Annotated in this window: 28 protein-coding genes; 20 read left to right on the forward strand and 8 right to left on the reverse strand. The window is 45.1% G+C overall.

The window, feature by feature from the left end; genetic code table 11:
* Nucleotides 1-67: 67 nt before the first annotated feature.
* Nucleotides 68-889, forward strand: a complete 822-nt coding sequence (locus tag P8S55_RS04200; protein WP_289225028.1) for an ion transporter — start codon at nt 68-70, stop codon at nt 887-889.
* A 130-nt stretch (nt 890-1019) separates the two neighbouring features.
* On the opposite strand, the gene P8S55_RS04205 is transcribed toward P8S55_RS04200, so the two are convergent.
* On the reverse strand, nt 1020-2240 hold the full coding sequence (locus P8S55_RS04205) for an RNA-guided endonuclease InsQ/TnpB family protein (protein WP_289225029.1): 1221 nt from the start codon (nt 2238-2240) through the stop codon (nt 1020-1022).
* A 30-nt stretch (nt 2241-2270) separates the two neighbouring features.
* Here P8S55_RS04205 and tnpA (P8S55_RS04210) point away from each other — a divergent pair, with 30 nt between their 5' ends.
* Together tnpA (P8S55_RS04210) and rsgA are read left to right on the forward strand one after the other, a co-directional pair.
* Nucleotides 2271-2687 (forward strand): IS200/IS605 family transposase, encoded by a 417-nt coding sequence (tnpA, locus tag P8S55_RS04210; protein ID WP_289223272.1) that lies wholly within the window; start codon nt 2271-2273, stop codon nt 2685-2687.
* A gap of 209 nt (nt 2688-2896) precedes the next feature.
* Nucleotides 2897-3895 (forward strand): ribosome small subunit-dependent GTPase A, encoded by a 999-nt coding sequence (gene rsgA / locus P8S55_RS04215; RefSeq protein ID WP_289225030.1) that lies wholly within the window; start codon nt 2897-2899, stop codon nt 3893-3895.
* On the opposite strand, the gene P8S55_RS04220 is transcribed toward rsgA, so the two are convergent.
* Nucleotides 3892-4065, reverse strand: a complete 174-nt coding sequence (locus P8S55_RS04220) for a hypothetical protein (protein ID WP_289225031.1) — start codon at nt 4063-4065, stop codon at nt 3892-3894. The two genes, rsgA and P8S55_RS04220, sit on opposite strands and share 4 nt — an antisense overlap.
* Nucleotides 4066-4314: 249 nt before the next feature.
* Between P8S55_RS04220 and P8S55_RS04225 the strand changes: the two genes are divergently transcribed.
* Entirely contained in the window at nt 4315-4620 is a 306-nt protein-coding gene (locus tag P8S55_RS04225) for a c-type cytochrome (RefSeq protein WP_289225032.1), read from the forward strand.
* A gap of 102 nt (nt 4621-4722) precedes the next feature.
* Entirely contained in the window at nt 4723-5019 is a 297-nt protein-coding gene (locus P8S55_RS04230; RefSeq protein WP_289225033.1) for a c-type cytochrome, read from the forward strand.
* Between the two features lie 71 nt (nt 5020-5090).
* Here the strand turns inward: P8S55_RS04230 and P8S55_RS04235 are convergent, their stop codons facing one another.
* On the reverse strand, nt 5091-6323 hold the full coding sequence (locus tag P8S55_RS04235) for an RNA-guided endonuclease InsQ/TnpB family protein (protein WP_289225034.1): 1233 nt from the start codon (nt 6321-6323) through the stop codon (nt 5091-5093).
* 30 nt (nt 6324-6353) lie between these two features.
* Here P8S55_RS04235 and tnpA (P8S55_RS04240) point away from each other — a divergent pair, with 30 nt between their 5' ends.
* Together tnpA (P8S55_RS04240) and P8S55_RS04245 are read left to right on the forward strand one after the other, a co-directional pair.
* Nucleotides 6354-6770, forward strand: coding sequence for an IS200/IS605 family transposase (gene tnpA, locus P8S55_RS04240; protein WP_289225035.1), 417 nt, complete (start codon nt 6354-6356; stop codon nt 6768-6770).
* 178 nt (nt 6771-6948) lie between these two features.
* Nucleotides 6949-7485, forward strand: a complete 537-nt coding sequence (locus P8S55_RS04245) for a hypothetical protein (RefSeq protein WP_289225036.1) — start codon at nt 6949-6951, stop codon at nt 7483-7485.
* A 188-nt stretch (nt 7486-7673) separates the two neighbouring features.
* On the opposite strand, the gene P8S55_RS04250 is transcribed toward P8S55_RS04245, so the two are convergent.
* Nucleotides 7674-8849, reverse strand: coding sequence for a TsoY family (seleno)protein (locus P8S55_RS04250; RefSeq protein ID WP_289225037.1), 1176 nt, complete (start codon nt 8847-8849; stop codon nt 7674-7676).
* Between the two features lie 558 nt (nt 8850-9407).
* Here P8S55_RS04250 and P8S55_RS04255 point away from each other — a divergent pair.
* The gene (locus P8S55_RS04255; RefSeq protein WP_289225038.1) at nt 9408-11000 is read left to right on the forward strand and encodes an ABC-F family ATPase; all 1593 of its coding nucleotides are present in this window, start codon (nt 9408-9410) and stop codon (nt 10998-11000) included.
* 47 nt (nt 11001-11047) lie between these two features.
* On the opposite strand, the gene P8S55_RS04260 is transcribed toward P8S55_RS04255, so the two are convergent.
* The 3 genes from P8S55_RS04260 to P8S55_RS04270 all read right to left on the reverse strand — a co-directional run bounded on the left by P8S55_RS04260 (nt 11048) and on the right by P8S55_RS04270 (nt 14646).
* Entirely contained in the window at nt 11048-13222 is a 2175-nt protein-coding gene (locus P8S55_RS04260) for a sensor domain-containing diguanylate cyclase (RefSeq protein ID WP_289225039.1), read from the reverse strand.
* A 166-nt stretch (nt 13223-13388) separates the two neighbouring features.
* On the reverse strand, nt 13389-13925 hold the full coding sequence (locus P8S55_RS04265; protein WP_289225040.1) for an NADPH-dependent FMN reductase: 537 nt from the start codon (nt 13923-13925) through the stop codon (nt 13389-13391).
* 25 nt (nt 13926-13950) lie between these two features.
* Nucleotides 13951-14646, reverse strand: a complete 696-nt coding sequence (locus P8S55_RS04270) for a pirin family protein (RefSeq protein WP_289225041.1) — start codon at nt 14644-14646, stop codon at nt 13951-13953.
* 108 nt (nt 14647-14754) lie between these two features.
* On the opposite strand from P8S55_RS04270, the gene P8S55_RS04275 reads away from it, so the two are divergent.
* The 4 genes from P8S55_RS04275 to cmoB all read left to right on the forward strand — a co-directional run bounded on the left by P8S55_RS04275 (nt 14755) and on the right by cmoB (nt 18625).
* Nucleotides 14755-15651: a LysR family transcriptional regulator gene (locus tag P8S55_RS04275; protein ID WP_289225042.1), complete on the forward strand. Its 897-nt coding sequence runs from the start codon at nt 14755-14757 to the stop codon at nt 15649-15651.
* Between the two features lie 11 nt (nt 15652-15662).
* On the forward strand, nt 15663-16829 hold the full coding sequence (locus P8S55_RS04280) for a DUF3095 domain-containing protein (protein WP_289225043.1): 1167 nt from the start codon (nt 15663-15665) through the stop codon (nt 16827-16829).
* Nucleotides 16830-16896: 67 nt separating this feature from the next.
* On the forward strand, nt 16897-17658 hold the full coding sequence (cmoA, locus tag P8S55_RS04285; protein WP_289225044.1) for a carboxy-S-adenosyl-L-methionine synthase CmoA: 762 nt from the start codon (nt 16897-16899) through the stop codon (nt 17656-17658).
* A complete protein-coding gene (gene cmoB, locus P8S55_RS04290) occupies nt 17639-18625 on the forward strand; it encodes a tRNA 5-methoxyuridine(34)/uridine 5-oxyacetic acid(34) synthase CmoB (RefSeq protein ID WP_289225045.1) in 987 nt (328 codons plus the stop codon). The genes cmoA and cmoB overlap by 20 nt, the downstream gene beginning before the upstream one ends.
* Before the next feature lie 20 nt (nt 18626-18645).
* On the opposite strand, the gene P8S55_RS04295 is transcribed toward cmoB, so the two are convergent.
* Nucleotides 18646-18903: a response regulator gene (locus tag P8S55_RS04295; RefSeq protein WP_289225046.1), complete on the reverse strand. Its 258-nt coding sequence runs from the start codon at nt 18901-18903 to the stop codon at nt 18646-18648.
* Nucleotides 18904-19220: 317 nt separating this feature from the next.
* Here P8S55_RS04295 and P8S55_RS04300 point away from each other — a divergent pair, with 317 nt between their 5' ends.
* From P8S55_RS04300 to P8S55_RS04335, 8 genes are all read left to right on the forward strand, one after another.
* The gene (locus P8S55_RS04300) at nt 19221-19466 is read left to right on the forward strand and encodes a type II toxin-antitoxin system CcdA family antitoxin (RefSeq protein WP_289225047.1); all 246 of its coding nucleotides are present in this window, start codon (nt 19221-19223) and stop codon (nt 19464-19466) included.
* Nucleotides 19466-19783: a CcdB family protein gene (locus P8S55_RS04305; RefSeq protein WP_289225048.1), complete on the forward strand. Its 318-nt coding sequence runs from the start codon at nt 19466-19468 to the stop codon at nt 19781-19783. The genes P8S55_RS04300 and P8S55_RS04305 overlap by 1 nt, the downstream gene beginning before the upstream one ends.
* Nucleotides 19784-19928: 145 nt before the next feature.
* Nucleotides 19929-20888, forward strand: a complete 960-nt coding sequence (locus tag P8S55_RS04310; RefSeq protein ID WP_289225049.1) for an AAA family ATPase — start codon at nt 19929-19931, stop codon at nt 20886-20888.
* Nucleotides 20885-21820, forward strand: coding sequence for a DUF58 domain-containing protein (locus P8S55_RS04315; RefSeq protein WP_289225050.1), 936 nt, complete (start codon nt 20885-20887; stop codon nt 21818-21820). Before P8S55_RS04310 ends, P8S55_RS04315 begins: the two co-directional genes overlap by 4 nt.
* Complete coding sequence (locus P8S55_RS04320) at nt 21817-22281, forward strand: DUF4381 domain-containing protein (RefSeq protein WP_289225051.1); 465 nt, start codon at nt 21817-21819, stop codon at nt 22279-22281. The genes P8S55_RS04315 and P8S55_RS04320 overlap by 4 nt, the downstream gene beginning before the upstream one ends.
* Nucleotides 22278-23300 (forward strand): VWA domain-containing protein, encoded by a 1023-nt coding sequence (locus tag P8S55_RS04325; protein ID WP_289225052.1) that lies wholly within the window; start codon nt 22278-22280, stop codon nt 23298-23300. The genes P8S55_RS04320 and P8S55_RS04325 overlap by 4 nt, the downstream gene beginning before the upstream one ends.
* On the forward strand, nt 23297-25222 hold the full coding sequence (locus tag P8S55_RS04330; protein ID WP_289225053.1) for a VWA domain-containing protein: 1926 nt from the start codon (nt 23297-23299) through the stop codon (nt 25220-25222). Before P8S55_RS04325 ends, P8S55_RS04330 begins: the two co-directional genes overlap by 4 nt.
* A complete protein-coding gene (locus tag P8S55_RS04335; protein WP_289225054.1) occupies nt 25216-26841 on the forward strand; it encodes a BatD family protein in 1626 nt (541 codons plus the stop codon). Before P8S55_RS04330 ends, P8S55_RS04335 begins: the two co-directional genes overlap by 7 nt.
* Nucleotides 26842-26848 lie beyond the last annotated feature (7 nt).

Raw genomic sequence — 26848 nt, forward strand, 5'->3', positions numbered from 1 at the left:
TTTATTGATGCTTTATTTTTGCTTTATTTAATCAACATTATTTAGTTTGAGGACAAAATAACACACCATGACACAAACAGCTGGCTCTCTAACAGTACGCATTCAACATTTCATTGAAGCTAAATGGTTTGGCAACTTTATCATCGGCGTTATTTTATTCAATGCCGCGATTCTTGGCCTTCAAACGTCAAAAAGCCTTTCAAATGATGTGATTAACACCCTTGATTGGCTCGATACCCTTTGTTTATCGATCTTCGTTGTTGAGATCTTATTAAAACTTTTTGTTTACCGGGGTCAGTTTTTCCGTAATGGCTGGAACAATTTTGACTTTATTATTGTGGGTATTGCACTTATTCCTGGTTCAGGCAGCCTAGAAGTCTTACGCGCCTTGCGTATTCTTCGCCTATTGCGCTTGGTCAACGCGGTGCCAAGTATGCGCCGTGTTGTCAGTGGTATGTTGCGTGCTATTCCTGGTGCTGTGTCGGTAGCAGGCCTGCTGGCCATTTTGTTTTATATTGGCGCGGTGATGAGTACCAACCTGTTTGGCGATTCATTCCCTGAGTGGTTTGGTACTATGGGTGCGAGCATGTACACCCTGTTTCAAATTATGACATTTGAATCCTGGTCTATGGGCATTGTGCGGCCAGTGATGGAGGTTTACCCTCACTCTTGGTTGTTCTTTATTCCGTTTATTATCATGACTTCATTTACCGTCTTAAACTTGTTTATTGGTATTATCATTGACGCCATGAACGAAGCGAAGGAAGAGGAAACCAACGCTGCGGCACACGACCTACAGAACTATGAAAATATTAATTACATTCGTGCTGAGATGGATGAGTTAAAGAAACAGTTGCAGACGCTAGTTGAGGCTCAGAACAAAAAATAAAGCGGTGTGTGAATCACAATTTAAGTACCATTCATCACAATTTTTGCACGTCCAAGATGGCTCGCTTGACGTCCTCCCCGCCCTAAAGGACGGGGATTCCTAGTATCGTCTGACACCAGGCGTTTTTACCTTATACGCAAGCGACTTCGGTAGAAACCGGTTCCTGCTTCACGGTTGAGACAAACGCCTCAACTCCACAGGCTAACCCCCGATGCCCTCGGGCTAACACATTCAAAGCACCGACTACATCGGCGTTTTCAGTGTAGCCACATTCAACACACTCAAACTTGGATTGTGTTAAACGATTTTCTTTGGCTACATGAGCGCAACACGGACAGGTTTGAGAGGTGTGTTTGGGGTTAACCTTTAACACATCTCCACCCAACCAGGCCTGCTTGTATTCAAGCATCTGCACGAACATTCCCCAGCCCTGGTCTAAAATCGCCTTATTCAAGCCCGACTTGGCTTTCACGTTTCGACCAGGCCTGGTTATATCGCCCTTGGCCGATTTCGACATGGTTTTTACCTTTAAATCCTCAACCACGACCATGGCGTGGTTTTTGCAAATCACGGTTGAAGATTTATGTAAAAAGTCTAATCGGGCACTGGCAATGCGCTCATGCGCACGGGTTATTTTTTGTTTCTGCTTTTTCCAGTTGGCAGAGAACTTAGCTTTTCGTGCCAGCTTACGCTGTGCTAAAGCCAACTTCTTTTCCCACTGTTTAAAACTGTTTAACGGCTCAATGCAGTTGCCGTCAGATAAGGTGACAAAGCGTTTAACGCCTAGATCAATACCCACGATGGATGTTGATTGATGGCGCTGAATATCGGCTTCATATTCAGTTTGTATCGACACATACCAATGCTTCCCTTTTCTGGAAACCGTCACATTCTTAAGCTCACCGATTACTTGGCGTGAATTGCGGTATTTCACCCAGCCAATTTTTGGCAAGAATACACGGTTGGTATCTTGCTCAAGTTTAAATCCCTGCGGATAGCGAAAACTGTCAGAAGCGCCTTTTTTCTTGAATACCGGAATGCGTTTTAGTGGCTGGGTTTTATCAAAACCATCTTTAAACGCACGCTCTAGGTTTTTCAGCGTTTGCTGTAGGGTTTGGGAGTGAGCGGTTTTTAAAAAACCGTATTCGTCAGACTGCTTCCAGAGTGTTAGCCAAAACGCCATCTCGCTATACCAGAGTATCGGTTGCTTATGCTCAAGCCGAAACAAATTCGTCGCTAACGCTTTATTCCACACAAACCGGTTGACACCGGCAAACTCAACCATCTTCTGTACTTGGTCAGAATTTGGGTTAAGTCGGAACTTAAAGGCTTTGCGTATCGTTTTCTTCATGGTTATAATTATACAAAAAGGATTTGGTCTATGCAAGTTAATGACGAGATAAGAACAGGCAGGAGCTGCGTTTTTAATCTTCACGCTCATTTGGTATTTGTCACAAAATACCGCAGAGATGTGTTTAGTGACAGGGTGTTAAATGATTTGGAAGAAATCTTTAAAAAAGTCTGCTTGGATTTTGAAGCGGAATTAGTGGAGTTTAATGGCGAGCATGACCACGTACATCTTTTGATTAATTACCCGCCTAAAGTAGCAATTTCTAACCTGGTGAATAGCTTGAAAGGCGTATCAAGTCGCCTTATTCGCAAAAAAAACCATCCCGAAATTCAGAAAAAACTTTGGGGGAATATGCTTTGGAGCCCCAGCTACTTTGCAGGCAGTTGTGGCGGTGCCCCACTTTCTATTATTAAGCAATATATCGAACAACAGCAACGCCCACACTAAACAGGCTTCGCCTGTGCGCTTATATCCCCGCCCTAAAGGACGGGGTTTTACGCGGGATTCGATAAAGCGTCTCACCAAAATTCTCTAGCGCATGATTTAGCTTTTTCCAATCAACACATTGTAGCACTAGGGAACAACTCACACCTTAAGTTTTGCAAGCTAGCGTCACTCAGGCTAAAATCCACCCACACCCTATTAAGAGACCATTCATGAGCAAACGTAAACTCAGCGACCAACAAGCACGCCGTGTCAATTTGAAGCGCCAAAAAAATGACACGCCCTCAAACGCTGAATTACAACCAGGCCTGGTGATTACCAATTTCGGTAAACGGCTTTTGGTTGAATCAGAACAAGGTGAAATAGTGAGTTGTGCCATACGCCAGCATTTGGGCAAGTTAGTTGCAGGTGACCGAGTATTTTGGCAAGCAGGCATTGAATCAGGCACAGGTATTGTCAGCGAAAACCTTGCGCGTCACAGTTCACTTTCACGACCTGGGTTCCGAGGGCAAACTCGCATGGTAGCCGCTAATATTGATATTATTGGTATCGTTGCGCCCATTGAGCCAGGTATTCACCCGGATATGATTGATCGCTATCTGGTCGCAGCAGCACAGCTTAATTTACCATGCGCATTAATTATCAATAAAACCGATCTACTTACCACCGATGAAGACTGGGAAACCTTAGCCGAAACACTCTACCCTTATGATGAGCTAGGGATTGAAATCATTCCTGTATCAAGCCAAATCGAAGATGGACTTGAGGATTTAGAAGACTTTTTGAGCGACAAAACATCGGTGCTAGTAGGGCCATCCGGAGCTGGAAAGTCATCGCTAATCAATGCACTTATTCCTGATTTAGAAATCCGCACCAGTAAACTATCCGAAGCCACTGGGTTAGGTGTTCATACCACAACTAACAGCATACTTTACCACCTGCCCAAAGGCGGGGACATTATTGACTCTCCAGGTGTTCGTCAATTTAGCCCTGCCCCTTGCAGCCTCACTGAACTCGAAAGTTATTACACTGATTTTGAACCGTTTTTAGGCCAATGTAAGTTTCACAACTGTACCCACACAATTGAACCCAATTGTGCTATCAGGCAGGCGGTTGAACAAGATGAAATCGCTGAAAGCCGTTACTTGAGCTTTCAACGATTATTGGTAGAGTTTAAAACCAACGCTAATAGCAAACCTTCAGCCAGTTAAGCGACTAAAAACACCGAAACTAAATAGAGTAACACGGTGGTGGTTCCAATCACCGCCAACCAAAATAGAAATATCCACGCTAAAGGTTTCGGGTTGTTCATCAACTTGAGCAAATACCAACTGGCAAAGGTCGCTAACATAATAATTAACCAAATCTTTACGATCGCCATATATAGCGTCTCCTTCTTCAAGATTGGCCTATTGTAACCGATTATCAGATAAATAAATAAGACCAAAAAATTGAATTTATTGAACCCATCAATTAAAACTTGATACTTACCTATAAAAACATTTGATGGAGTTTAACCCTGTTTTTCCTTTATCTCGAGCCAGGTTTACTTGACTTAACCCCTAAATATCAGGTTTAATAAGACTTAGGGATTTCCCGAAATTTTATCGTGCTTTTAGGAGAGTGCAAAATGAAAAAAACAATGATAGCTGCAGCTGCAGCGGGCTTAATGTCTTTCGGTATGGCTGCTCACGCAGGTGATGTTGTTGCAGGTCAGGCTTCTTACTCAACCTGTATGGGTTGTCATGGTATGCAAGGTCAAGGCGGTGTTGGTCCGGCTGTTAAAGGCCGCGATGCGGGTGAGCTTGCTGAATTACTAAAGCGTTACCGCGCGGGTGAGCAGGTTGGTCCGATGACAGGCATGATGACTGGTTTTGCGACTGGCTTGTCTGACGCTGACATCGCTAACTTATCAGCCTACATGTCACAAATGTAACATTTCAATTACATTGAAAAAACCGCCAATTGGCGGTTTTTTACTTAAAGCCACCTTATATCGTTTATAATCAATTTTGGCTTTTTAATGGAGACATACAAAATGAAAAAAACAATACTTGCCGCTGTTGCTTTAGGATTATTTAGCTCTGCCAGTTTTGCTTTGCAACCCCCTGCTAAAGCAAATACCTGTATCGGCTGTCATGGTGTAGATGGCAACAGTGTTGTACCTAACTTTCCAAAAATTGCAGGTCAGCATGCCGCCTATCTTGAAAAAGCTTTAAAAGATTACCGTGATGGGTTTCGTCGTGATGATTCTATGGCTGCTTTCGCACGTGGCTTATCTGACCAAGAAATAAAAGATTTGGCTGAATGGTATTCCAAACAAACACCAAAATAATTGTCTACTGAACAGTAAACGTTCATTGTTGACATCCTCCCCGCCGTGAACGACGGGGATTCCCAACGGCGCTAGGCCGTTAAGAGCGGGTGTGACTCGCGCCTTCCCGCTGGTTCCTGCTTCATCATCAAATCCAACGATTCAACTCCACAGGCTAACCCCCGATGCCCTCGGGCTAACACGCTCAAAGCACCGACTACATCGGCGTTTTCAGTGTAGCCACATTCAACACACTCAAACTTGGATTGTGTTAAACGATTTTCTTTGGCTACATGAGCACAACACGGACAGGTTTGAGAGGTGTGTTTGGGGTTAACCTTTAACACATCGCCACCCAACCAGGCCTGCTTGTATTCAAGCATCTGCATGAACATTCCCCAGCCCTGGTCTAAAATCGCCTTATTCAAGCCCGACTTGGCTTTCACGTTTCGACCAGGCCTGGTTATATCGCCCTTGGCCGATTTCGACATGGTTTTTACCTTTAAATCCTCAACCACGACCATGGCGTGGTTTTTGCAAATCACGGTTGAAGATTTATGTAAAAAGTCTAATCGGGCACTGGCAATGCGCTCATGCGCACGGGTTATTTTTTGTTTCTGCTTTTTCCAGTTGGCAGAGAACTTAGCTTTTCGTGCCAGCTTACGCTGTGCTAAAGCCAACTTCTTTTCCCACTGTTTAAAACTGTTTAACGGTTCAATGCAGTTGCCGTCAGATAAGGTGACAAAGCGTTTAACGCCTAGATCAATACCCACGATGGATGTTGATTGATGGCGCTGAATATCGGCTTCATATTCAGTTTGTATCGACACATACCAATGCTTCCCTTTTCTGGAAACCGTCACATTCTTAAGCTCACCGATTACTTGGCGTGAATTGCGGTATTTCACCCAGCCAATTTTTGGCAAGAATACACGGTTGGTATCTTGCTCAAGTTTAAATCCCTGCGGATAGCGAAAACTGTCACCCAATCCTTTCCTTTTGAATACCGGAATGCGTTTTAGTGGCTGGGTTTTATCAAAACCATCTTTAAACGCACGTTCGAGATTTTTCAGCGTTTGTTGTAGCGTTTGAGAGTGAGCGGTTTTTAAAAAACCGTATTCGTCGGATTGTTTCCAGAGTGTTAGCCAAAACGCCATTTCGTGATACCACAGTATCGACTGCTTGTTTTCAAGCCGAAACAAGTTCATCGCTAATGCCTTGTTCCATACAAACCGGTTGGCACCGGCAAACCCAACCATCTTCTGAGCTTGGTCAGGCTTAGGGTTAAGTCGGAATTTAAAGGCTTTTCGAATAGTGTTTTTCACGGTTATAATTATACAAAAGAGAATTGGTCTATGCAAATTAACAATGAAATAAGAACAGGCAGGCACTGTGTTTTTAATCTTCATGTTCACTTGGTCTTTGTCACAAAATACCGCAGAGATGTTTTTAGTGACAGGGTGTTAAATGATTTGGAAGAAATCTTTAAAAAAGTCTGCTTGGATTTTGAAGCGGAATTAGTGGAGTTTAATGGCGAGCATGACCACGTACATCTTTTGATTAATTACCCGCCTAAAGTAGCAATTTCTAACCTGGTGAATAGCTTGAAAGGCGTATCAAGTCGCCTTATTCGCAAAAAAAACCATCCCGAAATTCAGAAAAAACTTTGGGGGAATATGCTTTGGAGCCCCAGCTACTTTGCAGGCAGTTGTGGCGGTGCACCCTTGTCAATTATCAAGCAATATATTGAGCAACAACAACGACCACACTAAACAGGCTTTGCTGTTCCGCTTATATCCCCGACCTAAAGGATGGGGTTTTACGCGCTATTGGATAAATAGCGCGTAAAATTTACCATTTTCACGCGCTTTCTATTTAGTTTTAGGTTTTAATGATAAAATAATAAAGTGTGTAGGAACTCGAGCTCGTCAATGAACTTTAGGAAACGGAATGAATAAACGTGGTTTTGCCTTTACAGGTAGTCTAATTTTTTTGCTACTACCCAGCCTAGCACTAGCACAACAAGAACACCGAATTTTAGTGCAAACTTCACTGTGGACCAAACACTTCAACCCTGATCCTAAGCACAACAATCACCAACAATTGATTAACCTGCAACTTCACCCCAAAAAGACTCGCACACTGGCTTTAACAGCCGAACAACCTTTTTTAAATCAGTTGGATTGGTTTTATGGCGGTGCTTTTTTTAAAAACTCTTTTTCACAAAACACCACCTACTTGTATCTCGGTGGTCGCTTTAATTTTTTGCAAGCAACCCAAGAAAACCTACAACCCTATGCCTCCCTAACAGGCGGGTTTATCCATGGCTATCGAGGTGAATACCAAGACAAGATTCCTTTTAACAATCTTGGCGTTGCGCCCGCCATTATTCCGTCGTTAGGCCTTGAGTACCGCAAAGTGACTACCGAGCTTAGTCTATTTGGTGTATCGGGGGTTATGCTGAAAATTGGCTATTTTTTTAAATAACGCATCGTCTCATGCCCCCATAGGCGCGATGGTCTTTTGCTGGCTAAGCAGGCTCAAGCTCTAGCATTGGGTTGAATACAATTACGACCCACTGTTATTGCCTGATAAAGTACAGCCTCAATACGAACGACAGCTTTTGCCCCAACGAGATTAGTTTTTTAACATCGCTGGGGTTTAAAAAGCCCTTATTACGCGCGCTGTAAAACACGCTTATTGAGTCCAAAAAACACCTGAATGGTTTTGGCTTGAATAAGGATAAACGGTAATAGAATCAGAAAGTAAATCGGTGAAAAAATCGGCATAATTTGCGTTGCCACCAAGCCGAGATGGACAAAAAACATACCGAACACAAACAAAGCGACACCTGGACAAATCAAGGCAAAAGAAGGCGCACCCGCTTTGTCACCCTGAACATAATCACGAAAGTACCCGAGTTTTTTCATCAAGGCATAACCAATCAGACCGAAAATAATTTGTATAGATAACAACGCGCTAATCAATAAAAAATAGTTGATTGGCTCACCCGATTCGCTGAAATGATGGTTAACTCCATGGGATAAACGCACGTAGGTTATCCCTAGAATCGTCATAATCGGAATCACAATCCATAAACTCCCCGCCGCTTCAACTCGCAAACCATGACGTAAAATATCGTTAAATCCAAGTACCAATTTAACGATCATCAATAACACCGCTAGCACAGCGAAAAAAATCGACACAAATAAGCTCAATGCAACCAGGCCTGCTTGATCACTCATTGCGGCAGGCGCGGCCAATCCCACCGCAATCATTGCTAAAGCAAAAATCGATACCATCGGTGCTAGGCTATTATTTTTTGAAAAATCAAACTCCGCATTAGTGAACAAGCGGGTAAAATAGACACCCAAAATATTGAGCGCATAAACACCGACCGCTAAAAAGCCAAGGATCGAAAAGGGGAATAAAATCTCTTTAACCGACCAAAGATTGGGAATAAATACCGCTCCTAAAACAAATAACACATTAATCGTCATCGCAAGAGTTAGCGGAATCGCCATCAAGCTAATTTCAGCATTCGAGTTGCGCAAGCTGCCAAATGCTGGGGTTTGACGAAACCCACGATACTCTTGAATATTCCAAACTAACAAACGCAAATGAATCACAGCAAACAGCACAATACCAATCAATGCCAAACTAATCAAAACCTGTTGCCATAATGCACCGGTTTGATAGTAGGGCCAAATATGATTAAAGGTGACAATCGGTGTGTCAGGATGTGGAATCATAAACATTAAATACATAAAAAACGAAACCGATAAACCACCCGCGCCTAAGGCCGCTAAAAAATACATCGGGTTAAAGCGTTCACCCAGTTGTTTAATCATAAACCTTACTCCTTTAAAACCAACGATAAATAACTTAAATCACAATTAATAAATATTTTTTATATACTCATTAATCAAAGTATATTAAATCATTCTAATATAAGAGATTACTAATAGAAAGAACTTTTTTTGCCAAAACACGATAAGATAGAAACTATAACTAGACTAGTATTAGCCTAACAACCCATAATCTAAATCAACAGGGTACATGGATGAAACGAACTAAAACGAACGCTTGAAAACCTGGCAGAAACGTTTTATAACAATATTCAAATGGGCGTGGTGTATTTATCGATATTATATGATCGTTATTTAGCACGCGTTTGATTCAAATCGCAACACGGCTTTCGATCGCATCAATCGAATGCAACCCAACCAAGTTTATAATCATCTAGTTAAAAACCTACCCTATCAAGAAACCCGACGCTATATGCAAAAGGTCACCGAGTTCCAACAAAAATATGTCTGAGCTTTCTTGAATCCGCTTCGCAAATTCGCACTGGCCTGCCAAAAAGAGTAGAATGCGCCTTCATCTTTGATTTAACAGGAAATACAGCTTTGATCTCTACCGCGAACATCACTATGCAATTTGGCGAAAAACCCTTATTTGAAAACATCTCGATTAAATTTGGCGGTGGTAACCGCTATGGTCTGATTGGCGCTAACGGCTGCGGCAAATCGACCTTTATGAAAATTTTGGGCGGCGACCTTGAGCCCACCGCAGGCCAAGTCATGCTTGACCCCAACGAGCGCTTGGGTAAACTGCGCCAGGATCAGTTTGCCTATGAAACCTTTAGCGTCATTGACACGGTGATTATGGGTCATGCCGAACTTTGGGACATTAAAAAAGAGCGTGATCGTATTTACGGTTTGGCCGAAATGTCCGAAGAGGATGGCTTAAAAGTCGCTGAGTTAGAAGTCGCGTTTGGCGAGATGGATGGCTATACCGCCGACTCGCGTGCGGGTGAGCTATTGCTAGGTTTAGAAATTCCGGTTGAACTGCACTACGGCCCTATGTCACAGGTTGCGCCTGGTTGGAAGTTACGTGTGTTATTAGCCCAGGCTTTGTTCGCCAATCCCGATATCTTATTACTTGATGAACCGACCAACAACCTCGATATCAACACGATTCGTTGGCTAGAAACGATTTTGAATGCGCGCAATAGTACGATGATCATCATTTCGCATGATCGCCACTTTTTAAACAGTGTATGTACCCACATGGCTGACTTGGATTACGGTGATCTTCGCGTTTACCCGGGTACCTATGATGACTATATGTTAGCTTCAACCCAAGCCCGTGAACAGCTGCTGTCCGATAACGCCAAAAAGAAAGCACAAATAGCCGAATTAAAAACCTTTGTCAGTCGCTTTTCGGCCAATGCCTCCAAAGCCAAACAAGCCACCTCACGCGCCAAACAAATCGATAAAATAGAACTTAGTGAAGTCAAGCCCTCTAGTCGCGTGAACCCCTTTATCCGCTTTGAGCAAGATAAAAAGCTGTTTCGCTTAGCGGTTGAGTGCGAAAACATCAGCAAAACCTTCGATACCTCACCTATTTTCAATCGTTTTAGCGCCATGGTGGAGGCGGGCGAAAAAGTAGCGATTATCGGTCCAAACGGTATAGGTAAAACCACCTTATTACGCGCCCTAGTCGGTGACTTAGAACTCGATAAAGGTCAGGTTAAATGGGCCGAAAACGCCAGTATCGGTTATTACGCACAGGAGCATACGCATGAGTTCGCCATTGATATGTCGTTATTTGACTGGATGAGTCAATGGAAAAAACCGGGGGATGATGAACAAGCAATACGCGCAATTTTAGGCCGCATGTTGTTCTCACAGAAAGACATCGATAAATCAGTTAAGGTGCTATCGGGTGGCGAAAAAGGTCGGATGATGTTTGGTAAGCTAATGATGGAAAAACCTAACGTATTACTGATGGATGAACCCACCAATCACATGGACATGGAATCGATTGAATCGCTAAATATGGCGCTTGAAGACTATCCAGGTACGGTGATATTTGTCAGCCATGACCGCGAATTTGTTTCATCCTTAGCGCAACGCTTATGGGTGATGTCGCCCGAGGGCATTGAGGACTTCAACGATAACTACGAAGCCTACTTAAGCCACAAAGGTTTTGTCTAAACGCAATCTGCTCGGGGTAAGCCCCGAGCCCTTCTCAAACAAACCCGTTAATACTTAACGGTGTTTTTACCGTCGAGTCGTGCTTGCCTGAACAGCTTTTCAGCGCGTTCAAGCAAAGACTCAATCGTTTCATCCACCTCAATCGAGGCGACCCCTAAACTAATTGTAATCTCGGTATCAGGCACCAATATACTACTTGAGGTCATTTGGCGTAACTTTTCTGCCAACTGATACGCATCAACCAGTTCATTACTCGCTGCAACAATAATAAATTTCTCACCCTGCCAGCAGCCAAACTCATCCGAAATTCGTAATGAATTTTTGACCATATGTGCAAAGTTTTCACGTAACACGGATGCCGCATCCGCACCCTGTGCTTGGCTAAAGGCTCTAAACTGATCCATTGCAAACATCAACACAGAAAAAGGCGTGCCATAGCGCCTAAATAAAGAATGGTTCAACCGTAACATCTCAGTTAACTTCAACCGAGTTGCTGCTCCCGTTTTTTCGTCATGGTAAGTTTGATTTTTGTGCTGCGCCTTTAGCTCATCTAACTTCTGGCTAAGCTCAATTTGCTCAGTAACGTCTTTTAACGAGCTGATCACACCATAGGGCTGGTTTTGTTTGTCGACCAATTGGTAAGGCTTTACTATCACCCATTTACGCGCACCATTAGCACACTTGATCGAAAACAGGTTTTGTCGCTCCCCCTGATATCCTAATAACAAATCTTTTGTAAGGGTCGTTTTTTGATAATCCCTCGCATCCTCAAATAACTCTTGCCAATCTAGACCAATATAATAAGCGGGATCAATACCCGTTAACTCCAACCAAGAGTCGCTTAGATAGGTAATGCACTGTTGTAAGTCGGTTTGAAAAACTACCTCTTGTATAACTCTAGTTAAGGTTTTATAAAACTCCTCTGAATCACTGAGTTTAACCGCCAAGCCTTGAAGCGTTTTAGAGTCGGCAAGAATAAGGTTTTCAGCAAAATCTGCATATAAATTTAACGTTTTGTCTTGGCTAATCAACTGAAATAACGCCACAATCTGGCCCAATCCAATTCGGCTAATAAAGCCTGCCTGACTGCCATAACTTTTCGCACCGATGATATAGAAATTGGGTTCAGGGTTTTTTAACGCATAAGCCGGCATCGCCTGGCTAACTTGGCCCATGCCTTCCAAAGCATTAAGTAGCGCCTGCGCATAAGCCGCAGGCCCACCCGTCACATAAGACGACTCAATGTGTAAGTCTTTCCACAGACTGGGATCTACTCGAAACCCATAATTACTAATCACCCTATCCGCTTGCAACCTAAGCGGTTGGTTAGAACGGCATAAATCAAGCGTCCAATTTGATTCATCCATCGCATCAAAATGCATCGCCATCACACGCGCCTGATCAACAAAGCTTACCTTGTTTGATAGCAACGAATCCTGTTGAATCTTAGCTTCCATTTCAACATATCGATGTGCGCCTGCTTTCGTTAGCTCGTCTTTATAAAAAGGACGAGCAGCCTGTTCTTTTATACAGGTTAGCTGAGTAGTCGGTGACCAACGCGCTTTGAGTTCAACGAATCGCTGCAAACTGCTATAGGCTAAATAAGTATCACCAAATAAAACAATCTTCCGCCCGTTGTAATGCTCAAAGTGTTTAACAAAGTCAACAAGCTGATATTCAATATTAAGACAGTGCTCAGCTTCACCTTCTACAACCACTCGGCTATCTCCTAAAGGCAAAGGCGCTTGATAGATACCACTTGCATCAATAATATGCTCAGCAAATAGGGTTTGAGGACCGTGTTCCGTCGTTAACAGCAGCTTAAATGGCGCGGATTTTCGTGCCTCGACCGAAATGACCTCACGCGTCACGCCACTTCGCGCAATCGATTCAACACGACAATTCAACTCAATCCGTAAACCACTCTTTTCAGCCAGTGGTAGCAAGTAAAAATCTCGATAGGTTTTAGCCGTGAATAGATTAATTGATGAAGCCTCACCCACCCACTCAAGGCCTAAAGGTGTCATCATTAGCTTGGCTGCTGGAAAAAGTGTTAAATTCCCCAGGGCCTCTAGCGTTGGCGCAATGACAGGTGCAGATTCCAAAATTAAAGGTTCGACCCCAAGCTTCTTCGCATAGATAGCCGCTTCAATGCCAATCGGCCCCGCGCCTATTATAATAAGCGGCCAAATAGGCTCTCTGTGATCACATTTAACGTCCATGCCCATAACTCTGCCATTACTATTCAAGTATTAGTAAGTTTAACATACAAGCTTGCATATAAACCTAGCAGAGAACGCTAAAAATATGTTATCAGCCCGTACAGACCAAGCGCTTTAGTTGGCCAAACAAAACGGGCGTAATCGGGTTGAGATTAAGCTATCGCTTCTAAGCCTTAGCCATCGCCCCTAAAGCTTGCATTTGTTGAGTGATTAACGCTTTACTGGCTTGGTTTGTCAGCTCACCCTGGGTGTTAAACGCATCAAATGCATTGGCAACCATAACCTCAGGCACGCCTAGCACCCTGGCACCAGGGTAAATCAAAATCTCGCGCAAATGGTACTGCGCACGCCCTCCACCAAATGCGCTCGGGCTAGCACTCATTAAAGCGACCGGTTTAGCGCGCAGCGGTGCATCGGGGTGAACAGATAACCAGTCGATCGCATTTTTCATCACCGCCGTAACCGAATAATTAAATTCAGGCGAGGCCAAAACCAATGCATCGGCCTGCTTGAGCGCGCGTGCTAAGTCATTAACTGAATCAGGAAAGCCTGATTCTAAATTATCCGGATTTAATATCGGCAAGGCTTCAAGAGTGCGTATTTCCATCTCGACTCCTGCTGGCACTAATTTTGAGGCCTCGCGCAATAATGCGCTGTTAAACGAGGCTTTACGCAAACTTCCACTAACTCCTAAAAATTTCATGTCTTCACTCCTCATAGTTTAAGATTTACACCAAATCAAATAATAAAAATTCAGCATTTGAGTCCGTGGTGATCACCAGGCCTGGTTCATCCTCAACCGCCAGTGCATCACCGGCTTGCATTGCCTCACCGTTCACATCCAACTCACCTTTGACCAACTGCAACCAAATTCCACGCCCAGGACGCAGATCAAACTTGACCTCTTGTCCCTGAGTCAGTTCTGCACGATACAAATCGACATCTTGATTAATAAATACCGCCCCATCTCGCGGAGCCTGACTCGCCAGCAACACTAAATGCCCTGGCTGCGCTTGATCATAACGAATTTGCTGATAACCAGGTTTAATATTTTTCTCAGCCGGAATCAGCCAAATTTGATAAAGATGCGTCAGGTCCTTGTCAGAAGGATTAAACTCGCTATGGGTAATTCCTGAACCCGCACTCATACACTGGATTTCACCCGGCAAAATTTCTTCAACATTCCCCATACTATCTTTGTGCGCCAACCGCCCCTCAATCAAATAGGTAATGATCTCCATATTGTCATGCGGATGAGTTGGAAAGCCACTACTCGGTTGAATCCAATCTTCGTTAATCACCCGTAAACTACGAAAATTCATATGATTAGGATCAAAATAACTCCCAAACGAAAAACTATGATAAGACTCTAACCAATCAATTTTGTTATAACCGCGCTCTTTTGAAGGTCTTAAACGCAACATGCCATTCTCCTCGTAGTAATAGTTGGACATAGCTTAACTTTTTCCTATATGATTTATAAGACCTAATTTATAAAAGCTCTTTTTCCTAATAGAAAATATAGGCCGTGTATGATCAATCGTAAAGACGCCTTAGAAGGTTTGAGCATTTTTGTTCAAGTCATTGAATCCGGCAGTTTTAGTGCTGCGGCCACCGAGTTAGGTTATGCGGTGTCGCATATCAGCAAATCGATTACGAAACTCGAAGAGCGTTTGGGCGCACGCTTAATTAACCGCACTACGCGCAGTTTGCGTTTAACCGATGTCGGCCAGGTCTATTTTGAAAAAGCTAAACAAATTGTTGGCGACGCGCGTGAAGCCGAACAAAGTATCCACCAACTCCAAGACACCCCCAGCGGTCGCTTGAAGATAAGCCTGCCTAATAGCTTTGGTCAATCGCATATGCAGCCGGTGATTCGTGATTACATGCTTCGCTACCCTGAAGTGAAATTACAAATCGACCTAAGCAGTCGATTAGTTGACTTGATTGGTGAAGGATTTGATTTAAGCGTGCGCATGGGGCAACTTAAGTCGTCGAACCTTATTAGCCGTAAACTCATTGATTTTGAATTTTTCACCGTTGCCAGCCCTGACTATTTGGCCCGCTTTACCCGCCCACAAAAACCACAAGACTTAAAGCACCATCAATCAATTAAATACATGTACAACCAAGTGCCGATCACTTGGGACTTCTGCACCCCCGAAGGCGAGCTACAGCATGTTGAGGTTGAAAACCGCGTTGAGTGCAACAACCTGCCGATGCTTAAAACCTTAGCACTCGCAGGTGTTGGCATTACTCGCCTACCTAGCTATGATTGTCAGCAAGAAATTGATAACGGCCAACTCGTTAGACTGCTCGGCGACTATGACATGCCTGCACAATGTGCGTATATGGTTTATCCGCATAGGTTGCATCTATCAGCTAAGGTAAGAGCCTTTGTTGATTTAGCACTGAGCCATTTTAAATAGGAGCTCATTTTATGACTAACCCCCACTTCTACTCATCCCTGCCAAAAATCAATCAATTTGAACAGGCACTGGATTCCAAACAATTCCACGAGTTACCTGATGATTGGGTGGTTGTCATCTCCGATGTAATTAACTCAACCCAAGCTATTGCGCGAGGCCAATATCGGGCGATTAATGCGGTTGGTGGCTTTACTGTCGCTGCAATGGTTAACGCCCTAAAACCCCTTGAGGTGCCCTATGTCTTTGGTGGCGATGGCGCGACTTTTTGTATTCCGCCCTGCCAGATCGATAAGGTAAAACAAACACTTCAAGCCTGCCAACAACTTGCTAAAACCAGCTTTAAACTCGATTTAAGAATTGGCCTAATCCCCTACAGTCAACTCGGAAACAAAATACTGGTTTGTCACTACCAAAAAAACAAAAGCTTGGGTCAAGCCATCTTTATGGGCGGCGGACTTAGTGAAGCGGATAACAAAATCAAGAAGGATTGGTCACTGCATATTCCCGCGGCACAAGAACCGGTTGAAGCAGATTATTCTGGATTTGAATGTCGCTGGAAACGTCTACCTAGCCCAAAAGACTTAACGATTAGTTTACTGGTAACCTCACAAAAGCCACTACTTGCACAGCAAATAGAACTTTATAAAAATCTCCAACAAATTATTAACCATTATGTTGGCGATGAAAAACAACATCACCCCTTAGCGACCCAACACTTAAAACTAGGCTTTTCGGCTGAAACCCTTATGGGCGAAATGCTGGTTAAAACAGCGGGACAGACCTCGATGCTGACTCAACTCAAAACACTGTGGAAGCTACGCTTACAAAATCTACTCGGCTTGGTTTTAATGCGCTTTAAACTACGACTCGGTGACGCGCAATGGGGGCAGTACAAAGATGACTTTCTTGAAAACTCAGACTTTAGAAAAGTAGATGATGTGTATCGCACCGTTTTTAGCTGTGGCCAAACACAATGGACTCAGTTGCAGGCCTGGTTAGATCAGCGTGTTCAAGAAGGTCAATTATTTTATGGCGCACACACTAGTGATGCCGCACTCGTCACCTGTTTGATCTCCAAAGCAGGTGTTGAGCATCTCCATTTTGTAGATGGCGCCGATGGAGGCTATGCCTTGGCCGCCAAACAACTTAAACAACAAATAAACAGCGCACAAAATTAAATAGCGCAGGATGCTAACCCCTAGTATAGGTTTATAATAGGCCCATTTTTATCAAGCATGTGACGCTATGAACCAAAAAGACACTTTATTTTCCAACCCCTACGAAACCCTAGGCGCGTTCCAATTTGATGAATCGGTAGTAGCGGTATTTCCCGATATGATTCAACGCTCAGTACCGGGTTATCAAACGATCTTAACCGGCATTGGTGAACTAACGCCCTTGTTTGCACAAGCGCATTCCACCATTTACGACCTCGGCTGCTCGCTGGGTGCGGTCACCCTTACGCTGCGACGAAAGTTAGAAAACACCCCTTGCCAGATTATTGCGGTGGACAATTCACCCGCTATGATCGAACGCGCTCAAAGCTATTTAGCCGCGTTTCAATCAGACCAACGCGTTAAGTTTGTGCTCGACGATATTGCCCATATCGATATTAAACAAGCATCAATTGTTGTCCTTAACTTCACCTTGCAGTTTATCGCGCCTGAAAAGCGCGAAGCGCTGTTGCAAAAAATCTACGATGGCCTTAATCCCGGTGGGGTATTAATCCTATCTGAAAAAATTCATTTCCCTGAAATGGCTATTCAGCAGACTATTGAACATTTGCATCTACAGTTCAAGCGGGCTAACGGTTATTCAGAACTAGAAATCAGTCAAAAACGCGTCTCTCTTGAAAATGTACTGATCAGTGATACCGCAGACCAGCATCTTGAGCGCCTAAAAAAAATCGGATTTAATCATGCTGCGATTTGGTTGCAGGCGTATAATTTTGCCTCTTTTTTAGCCATCAAACAAGACAAGGTTCCACGTGAAACATCATCTCGATAGCCTCTGGCCCCAACTTAAGGATACACGCATCGCCTTTTGGCGTGAGCAATTAGCGCCCCTGATTGAAGATGCCCTCCATCCCGAAGGTAATGGTAATTTACCACGCTGGCTGGATGCACTTGAACGCATTCAGCAATTCAAGCCGGCTGAACAGATTACACTCAATAAACCGGCGATCCAAACCGGTTACCCGCCATTAAACAAACAACAAAAGCAACAGCTTGAAGATGCATTGCGCGGACTCATGCCTTGGCGCAAAGGGCCTTATGATCTTCAAGGTATTTATATCGACACCGAATGGCGTTCGGATTGGAAATGGGAACGCGTTCTCCCTCACCTTGCGCCCTTAAAAGATCGTATAATTCTAGACGTGGGATGTGGGAGCGGCTACCATCTTTGGCGTATGACCGGAGAAGGCGCAAAGCTGGTGGTTGGCATAGATCCCAGCCTGTTGTTTATGGCACAGTTTTTAGCCGTGCGTCACTTTATTGGCGAAACCCCTACCTACTTCCTGCCCTTACCCCTTGAAACCCTACCTGAATCCAAACTGGATGGCGCGTTTGACTCGGTATTTTCTATGGGGGTACTTTACCATCGACGCTCCCCGCTCGACCATTTAGATGAACTAAAACGTCAGTTAAGAAAAGGCGGTGAACTGGTGCTCGAAACGCTGGTGATTCCAGAAGAACAGGGGCAATTACTTATCCCACAAGACCGTTATGCACAAATGCGCAATGTTTGGTTTTTACCTTCGGTTAATGAACTAATCCACTGGATGCAACGGCTTGGATTTGAAAACGTGCGTTGCGTTGATTTGGACCAAACCTCAACCGACGAACAGCGTTCCACCGATTGGATGCAATGGAACTCACTTAAGGATTTTCTTGACCCCAACGACCCCAATAAAACCTGCGAAGGCTATCCTGCCCCTTTGCGGGCTGTGATTTTGGCAACTAAACCTAGCTAAAGCTTAACAAGCGCTAAAGCCTAAATCACGAAATAATTGAGCAATAACTTGATCGAAATGTGTTTTCTGGTTGTTTCCAAGCCGTCCATACCTGGCATCATCATGTCCATCAACACCAAATCAACATCAGCCGAACCCGCCTCTAATAAACTAAGGGCTTCTTCGCCCGTCGCTACGGCTTGAACCTGATGACCAAACTTAGTGATCAACGCCGACTGAATGCGATGCAAAAATAAATCACCGTCAACTAAGAGCACACGCAACACAAAATCGGACATAACACCAGGCCTGGTTTTAAGTTTTAATGCGGTTCGTTTATTTGCTTTTCAAATAAAAAACTAATCACCCGACGACGATCTTGCTCTTGAATATCCTCAAAGACCAAACCAAGTAACTAAGTCACACCCGATACCCAGATTTACTCTGAAAAACCACCCATAAAACTGACCCATGCCATTATGATAGTGTTGATCACCATAACGTATATCGCTAAAAAAACACCATTCCGTTATGAATATTTGGGCTACTGGTTTAAGCTTGTTAAAAATTATCTATGCGCATAAAATATACATACAACCTATAAGAGGCAGATGGTATGAATCCAGTTATCAATCCAATGAGTTCCAAAAAACCGACCAATGTCAGCGTGAACGCTGATTTATTAGCAAAAGCCAAAAGGCTGAAAATAAATTTATCTGCAACTTTAGAGCAGGCATTAATAAAAAAAGTGCAAGAACGTGAACGTCAACAATGGCGATTAGAAAATGCGGATAGCATCCAGGCTTATAATGATTTTGTTGAGCAGCAGGGTTCATTTAGCGATAGTGTACGGAAGTTTTAATGCATCAATTTGTAGCCTATAAAAATAAAAACGCTTCAACTTCCCAGCACTATCCCTTTTTATTAGATATACAAAATGATTTGCTTGATGATTTACGCACAACCGTGGTCATTCCCCTGAGCCCTTCGGCTCTGGTTAGCGACCTTACCTTGTCCAAACTCAATCCAACCTTATTGATTGGAGGTAAATGCTATACCCTGATGACACAAGACTTAGCTGGAATCTCCCGAGCTCAATTAGGCACTGATGGCGTTGACCTCTCCCATTTAAGAGTAGAAATTTTGGCGGCTATCGATTTTTTAATTTCTGGGATATAACTTCTTTCCTGAGTTTTTCCTGTATCAACCCCAACTTTCAGCATTTAGCTTTAAAATATGAATCTAATCTTGAAGCCTGTCTGGGTGGATTGCAATTCTTGAGTAAGTTGCCATAATGTGAGTCTTGTTTATTCGAAGGATTGCCATGAGCTTAGTGAATCGATTTCAAGCATTAGAACAGGCGTTGAATCAGGTGATTCTAGGTCAACCGCATTTAATCCAGCGTATGTTGATTGCCCTGTTATCCGATGGTCACTTATTGGTTGAAGGCCCACCAGGCCTGGCTAAAACCAAAGCGATTAAAACCCTGGCTGAACAGTTGGAAGGTCGGTTTCATCGTATTCAGTTTACCCCTGATTTATTGCCTGCTGATATTACGGGTACCGAGATTTATCGTGCCGCTACGGGTCAGTTTGAGTTTCAAGCGGGGCCAATATTCCATAACCTTATTTTAGCGGATGAAATTAACCGCGCGCCAGCGAAGGTGCAATCGGCGCTGTTAGAAGCCATGGCGGAAGGTCAAGTGAGTGTGGGCAAGCAAACCCTGCGGATGGAAAAACTGTTTATGGTGATGGCGACCCAAAACCCGATTGAGCAGGAAGGCACCTATCCGCTACCCGAAGCACAGCTGGATCGTTTTATGTTGCATGTCACGATCGATTACCCTGATCGTGAGCATGAAGCCCAGATTTTGGCGCTGGTAGAAAACGAAGCCAAAGAAATAAAAAAAAGCATGCCTGAAAAGATTGATCAAATAGCCTTGTTTAGTGCACGTGAGCAAATTTTAAATCTGCATATGGCGCAAAGCGTGAAGGATTACCTGGTTGAATTGGTAATCGCCACGCGCCAGCCGAATAAATACAACGAACAGTTGGCTGAGCAGATAACCTATGGCGTCAGTCCGCGTGCCACGATTGCGCTTTCGCGTTGCGCACGGGCGCATGCTTGGTTGTTGGGCAAGGATTTTGTAAGCCCAGATGATGTGCAAGCGGTGGTGCATGATGTGTTTCGTCATCGTTTACTGCTGAGCTATGAAGCGCAAGCACAAGGCAAAACCGTGGATCAGGTCACGGATGATATTTTAGGTTGGGTGAGCTTGGTATGAGCGATACAGCTCAATCGGCGGTTTATAGCGACTTAGGCCGGTTGAATGCTTGGCGGTTTCACGTGAAACACTTTAAACTCGGTCATCAACAGCGCATTATGATGCAAGCCAACGGTTCGCGCCCAAGTCCACGCAAAGGCCGTGGCATGGAGTTTAGCGAAGTACGGGTTTATCAGCCGGGTGATGATGTGCGCCATATTGATTGGAAGGTCAGCGCACGCAGCCAAGACACTCACACCAAGTTGTTTAGCGAAGAGCACGAACGCCCTGTGGTGTTTGTGGTTGAACAGTCGGCGCGGTTATTTTTTGCCAGCCAACACTGCTTTAAATCGGTATTGGCGCTCGACATCCTGGCGATCCTCGCTTGGGCCAACTTAAATCAAGATGATCGAGTGGGCGGCTTGATATTTGGTGAACAACCTGCACATTGGATAACGCCTAAGCGTCAAGCTAAAAACCTCTTGCAGTTATTTCATCACGGCTTACATCAAAACCAAGCGCTTAATCAACCCGCACAGGGCGACAATCAGGCCTGGTTGTGTGCGCTCAATCATATCGCGCCGCTGGTTCATCCGGCTAGCCGGGTTATTTTAATTGGCGACTGTTTGAATATTGATAAAAACGCCTATGCGGTATTAAGCCAAATCGCCAAACATGGCGCGGTGAGCGCGATCCACTGTGAAGACCCGATTGAATCTGATTTGCCTGATAGCTATGCGCTGGCGTTTAGTGATGGCGAAACCGAGGTGTATTTAGACGGACAAAACCCAAGTCTGCGCCAAAATTATCAGAAGGCTTACGACCAGGCCTGGTTAAACCAAAAAAATAGTTTTAGCCGCTTGGGGGTGGCTTTGTGTCGTGTTTCAACCGCTGATGCGATGGCTAATGGGCTGATCAATGCGCTGGTTAGGCAAAGGATTTTAAGACGATGATGGGCGATCCATTAGACCTGCTTGAAGATATTATCTTGCCCGAACCAATTGGGTTATGGCCGCTGGCATCGAGTGTATGGGTAACGCTGTTTATTGTGTTAGCGGTGTTAATTGGGCTGATTTGGTATTTTTGGCAACGCCACAAAAAAGACGCCTACCGTCGTGAAGCCATCGCCAATTTATCTGACCTAGCTCAACGCGATGATACACAATTTTTAAGCCAATTAAATGCGCTATTAAAACAGGTGGCGATTAGCACCTATGGCCGCGCCGCCTGCGGGGGATTAAACAACCAGGCCTGGTTAGCCTTTTTAAAAAGCAAAGCTGCTTTTATTGAGCATCCTAACTCGCTGCAAAAACTAGAACAACGCTACCAAGCGCAACCCACCCCCCTCACAGCGCAAGAGCGCGAAAGCCTAATTTATTTTGCGCAACGTTGGATTCGAGGGCATCATCTATGAGTTTGAGCGCCTTGATGCATTGGTTTGAAAACGTTGGATTTATTTGGCCTTGGATGGTCGCTTTCTTGCCGCTGCCTTGGTTAATTCGTCCGTTTTTAAAGCCCGCACAACAAAAACAAATCCCGCTGTTAGCACCGCATTTAGTGTCGCGGCTGCGCGTCAATCAATCCGTGCAACCCTTGCAAAAACCCAGCGCCGATCGGTTGCGTTTGCCGCTGTTGTTTTTAGCCCTCTGGCTGGTGCTGTTGTTAGCCGCGATGCGCCCAGTTTGGTTTTTAACCCCGACACCGTTTGAATCAAGCGGGCGCGATATGCTGTTATCGGTGGACTTGTCTGGCAGTATGGAAAAGCCGGATATGCTGCTAAATGGGCGCAATGTTGATCGTTTAGTCGCGCTTAAAAGCGTGGTTGATGAATTTATCGCCCAGCGCCAAGGCGATCGAATGGGCTTGATTGTGTTTGGTACCGAAGCCTTTATAGTGAGTCCGCTGACCTATGATTTATCCGCGATTCAACAACTGCTACAAGAAACCCAAATCGGCATGGCGGGCAATAACACCGCGATTGGCGACTCAATAGGTTTGGCCATTAAACACCTGCAAGGGGTGCGCAATAACAAAGCCGTGTTGGTATTGCTCACCGATGGTTCGAATAACGCCGGCGCGGTCGAGCCGTTAGACGCCGCCAAAAAAGCCGCTGAAGTAGGTTTAGTGATTCACACGATTGCGTTTGGTGATGTGCAACCAGGCGTTTCGCGTAACCGTGTTTTTGATATAGATACCGAGGCGCTGGAAGCTATTTCCGCCCTAACTGGGGGCGAGAGCTTTGTCGCCAGCCAAACCCAACAACTAGCGCAGATTTATAAACGCATCAATGAAATCGAGTCCACCCAATTTACCCTCAACCAATTTAGAGCGCGCACTGAGCTGTTCAGCTGGCCGCTTGGGTTGGCATTATTACTCAGTTTTTATCTCGTTTGGCGAAGCATCACGCCAAGACCGAGCAAGGAGTCAGCATGACTGAACTGACTTTTTTACGTCCCTGGTGGTTTTTGGCGCTCTTACCTGTGGCCTGGTTGCTTTGGCAGGTGTGGCAAAGAAAAGTACAAGACTCGGGCTGGAAAGCCTGGATTGACCCTGCGTTTCAGCCTTATTTACTCAGCACTCAATCGTCTAGCCAAACATTGTTGCCGATTGGTTTTTTTGGGCTGGGCTTAATTTGGCTGGCGGCGATTATTGCGCTCAGCGGGCCAAGCTGGAAACAGCAACCGGTTGCCGCCCAAGCCACCCAAACAGGTAGTGTGATTTTGCTCGACTTGTCTTTGTCGATGTATGCCGATGACCTGCAACCCAATCGCTTAACCCGCGTGCAGTTTAAACTCACCGATCTGCTTAAACAGCATCCTGAAATGCGTGTCGGTATGGTTGGCTATTCGGCTTCAGCCCATATTATTACACCGATATCCGACGACAACAGTACCCTACTGAATCTTTTGCCGCATTTGAATCCATTGATTATGCCCTCCTATGGGGCGAATGCGCTCGCCGGTTTTGACAAGGCGGTTGAACTGTTTGAAGGCGCGAACATCACCCAGCGTCATCTTATCTGGGTTAGCGATGATGTCGAGCCATCCGAAATAGCGCCGATTCAACAACGCCTTAGCCAACACGCTATTGAATTGAGTGTGTTGGCGGTTGGTACACCTCAAGGCGGCGCGATTATGATTCCAGAGTTTGGCTTGCTTAAAGACCAAGACGATCGTTTAGTGCAAGCGCAAGTGCCCGTTCAACGTTTGGCACAATTGGCACGTGATAGCGGCGCTCAATTCAGCCGTATGCAGTTGGATGACAGTGATTTGCCCCGTTTATTACCGCCTTTTGCGGGCGCAACTGAGCGCGAACAGCATGACGAAAAACTCCTATATCAAGCGTTGGACTATGGCGTGTATTTACTTTGGTTATTAGTGCCGCTCGCCGCATTAGCGGCACGACGTGGTTGGTTGATGTCCTTAGCGTTGATAGTGTTATTACCCAGCGCATTACTGCCGCAAACAGCTTGGGCGCAAGCAGAGTTACAGCAACAGCAGCAACAGCAACAAGGTCAAGCAGAAAAACCCGAAATTCGATTTTCTGATCGCTGGCGAGAAATGTTTTTAACTGGCAACCAACGTGGCTACCAGGCCTGGCAGCAAAAGGATTATCTGGCGGCAGAGCGCGAGTTTAGTGATCCGAGTTGGCGTGGTAGCAGCTTATATCGTCAAGGTCGCTATGAAGAAGCCGTAAATGCGTTTAGGCGTGATGGCTCAGCGCAAGGACACTATAATCGCGGCAATGCATTGGCGCGATCAAACCAATTAGAAGACGCACGCAAAGCCTATCAAAGCGCACTTGAATTACAACCTGACTTTCCACAAGCGCAACATAACCTTGAGGTGATTGAGCAATTGTTAGCGCTACAGCAAGAGGCAGAAGGTCAAGAAGCTCAGCAACACAACGACAGCGCAGCACCGCAACCTTCTGAACAATCATCAGAGCAATCGTCTGAGCAAAGCCAAGGCGATGAGCAGGCCAATGACCAAACCTCTCAATCCGGCGATCAAGCTCAACAAGGCGACACAGCGCAACAGGGACTAGATGACCAAGCTATTGAGGAGCAATCTAAAGATGACCAAGCGAGCGAAAGCGAATCCGCCATAGGTCAAAGCCAGCAAGACGCTGAAGCTGAGAGCGATCAAGAGGGTCAAAACGGTTTGCTAAATCAACCAACCCAAGCCGAGATGGCGGAGCAAGACGCACAAGCGCGCGAACGCGAGCAAGCCCGCCAAACCTGGTTAAACCAAATTAAAGACGAACCCGGGGTGTTTTTAAGACGTAAGTTTGATTATCAGTATCAACAAAACCCACCCAGAAACCCACAAAAGGAACCCTCAAAACTATGGTAATGCGCCGCTTATTTCTGAGTTTTCTGTTATTTTTAGTACCAGGCCTGGTTGTTGCCCAGCAAATTTTAGTGGCCCAGGTTGATCGTGATAAGGTTGAACAGGGTGATATTATCCAACTGAGTGTGATGGCGAATTTCCAAACCACCAGCCGTGGGCCTGATTTTGCGCTGTTGCACACCGATTTTAATGTGCTCGGCACCCAAGCCTCCAACCAACTTCGCATTATTAACGGACAATATAGCGCCACCACCTTATGGGATGTTCAGCTGATGGCCAAGCGCACCGGTGAGTTAACCATTCCCGCTTTCAGCGTCGAGCGAGCGCAAAGCGAGCCAATTCAAATTAGCGTTTCGCCTGCAAGCATCCGCACCGATGATTTTCGCATCAGTTTTATCGAAGCCGAGGTGGACAACCCCAACCCCTATGTGCAAAGTCAGGTGATCTATACACTGCGTTATTATCATTTAGGCTCACTGGTGCGCGGCAGTATTAACCCACCGCAATTTGACAATATGATTTCGGAAAGACTACAAAACCAACGCAGCTTTGAGCGTCGTGTTCAAGGACGGGTCTATCGGGTATACGAATGGGTGTATGCGATTTATCCGCAAGCGAGCGGTGAACTGATTATCCCGCCGCAAAGCTTTGAGGGGCGATTGCTGTATGAGCGCTCGATACGTTTGGATGAGCAGACTTCTCAACCCATTACCCTGAATGTAAAACCCATTCCCGCCAGTTTTCCGGCGAATGCGATCTGGTTGCCAGCAAAACGACTGATTTTAAAAGACGAATGGACCCACGAAGACCGCTATCAAGTAGGCGATACCATCGGGCGACGCATCAGCCTTGAAGCCACCGGGCTACGCGCCAGTCAATTACCCAATCCAAGTTGGCCACAACAAGACGGCTTGCGCCTTTACAGCGATCCCGTTAGTCAACGAGACCATTTAGAGCTGAGTGGCATTAGCAGCATCAAAAGCCAAGATTTTATGGCGGTATTACAAGCACCAGGGTCGATGGCGTTTAACGAGATTGAAATTCCCTGGTGGAATACCCAAACCGATCAACTTGAAATAGCACGCTTAGCAGGCCACGCTATTGAGGTCGAAACCGCCACAAACAGCAACACGCAATCTACTGAAAGCCTACTCGGGCTAGAAGATCTCAGCACCCCCAGCCAAACAGCAGCATCGCGCTTTTGGCCGTTTGTCAGTGGAATGTTAGCGATATTATGGCTAATCACCCTCGGGTTCTATTGGCAAGCACGCCGTCAAATGGTTCAGAGCACTCAAGCAGAAAAAGCTGTTCAAAATAAGATTGAAAACGCAGAAATTCCACTGGCTCAAGACATAGAAACCCTCTGCCAATTACCCCTTGACCAACTCGAGCATGCGATTAAATACTGGCTTAAACAACAAGGGTTCGCTGGAACCCATACGCTCAAAGCCACCCATCCTGCGCTCTACCAACAACTGCTCGCGCTGGAAAAAGCACGCTATGGTGACCAACAAACGGCGTTAGCCTTAGAGCTTGACAGAGCAGCACTGAAACAAAACCTCAGCGCACTGCTCAAAACAAAAACCAACAACCCAACCGCCCTGCGCCCCTTGTATCCTTAAAATTTTT

Origin of the sequence: Thiomicrospira sp. R3 (genome assembly GCF_029581415.1) — a bacterium.
In the GTDB taxonomy this organism is placed as follows: Bacteria; Pseudomonadota; Gammaproteobacteria; order Thiomicrospirales; family Thiomicrospiraceae; genus Thiomicrospira.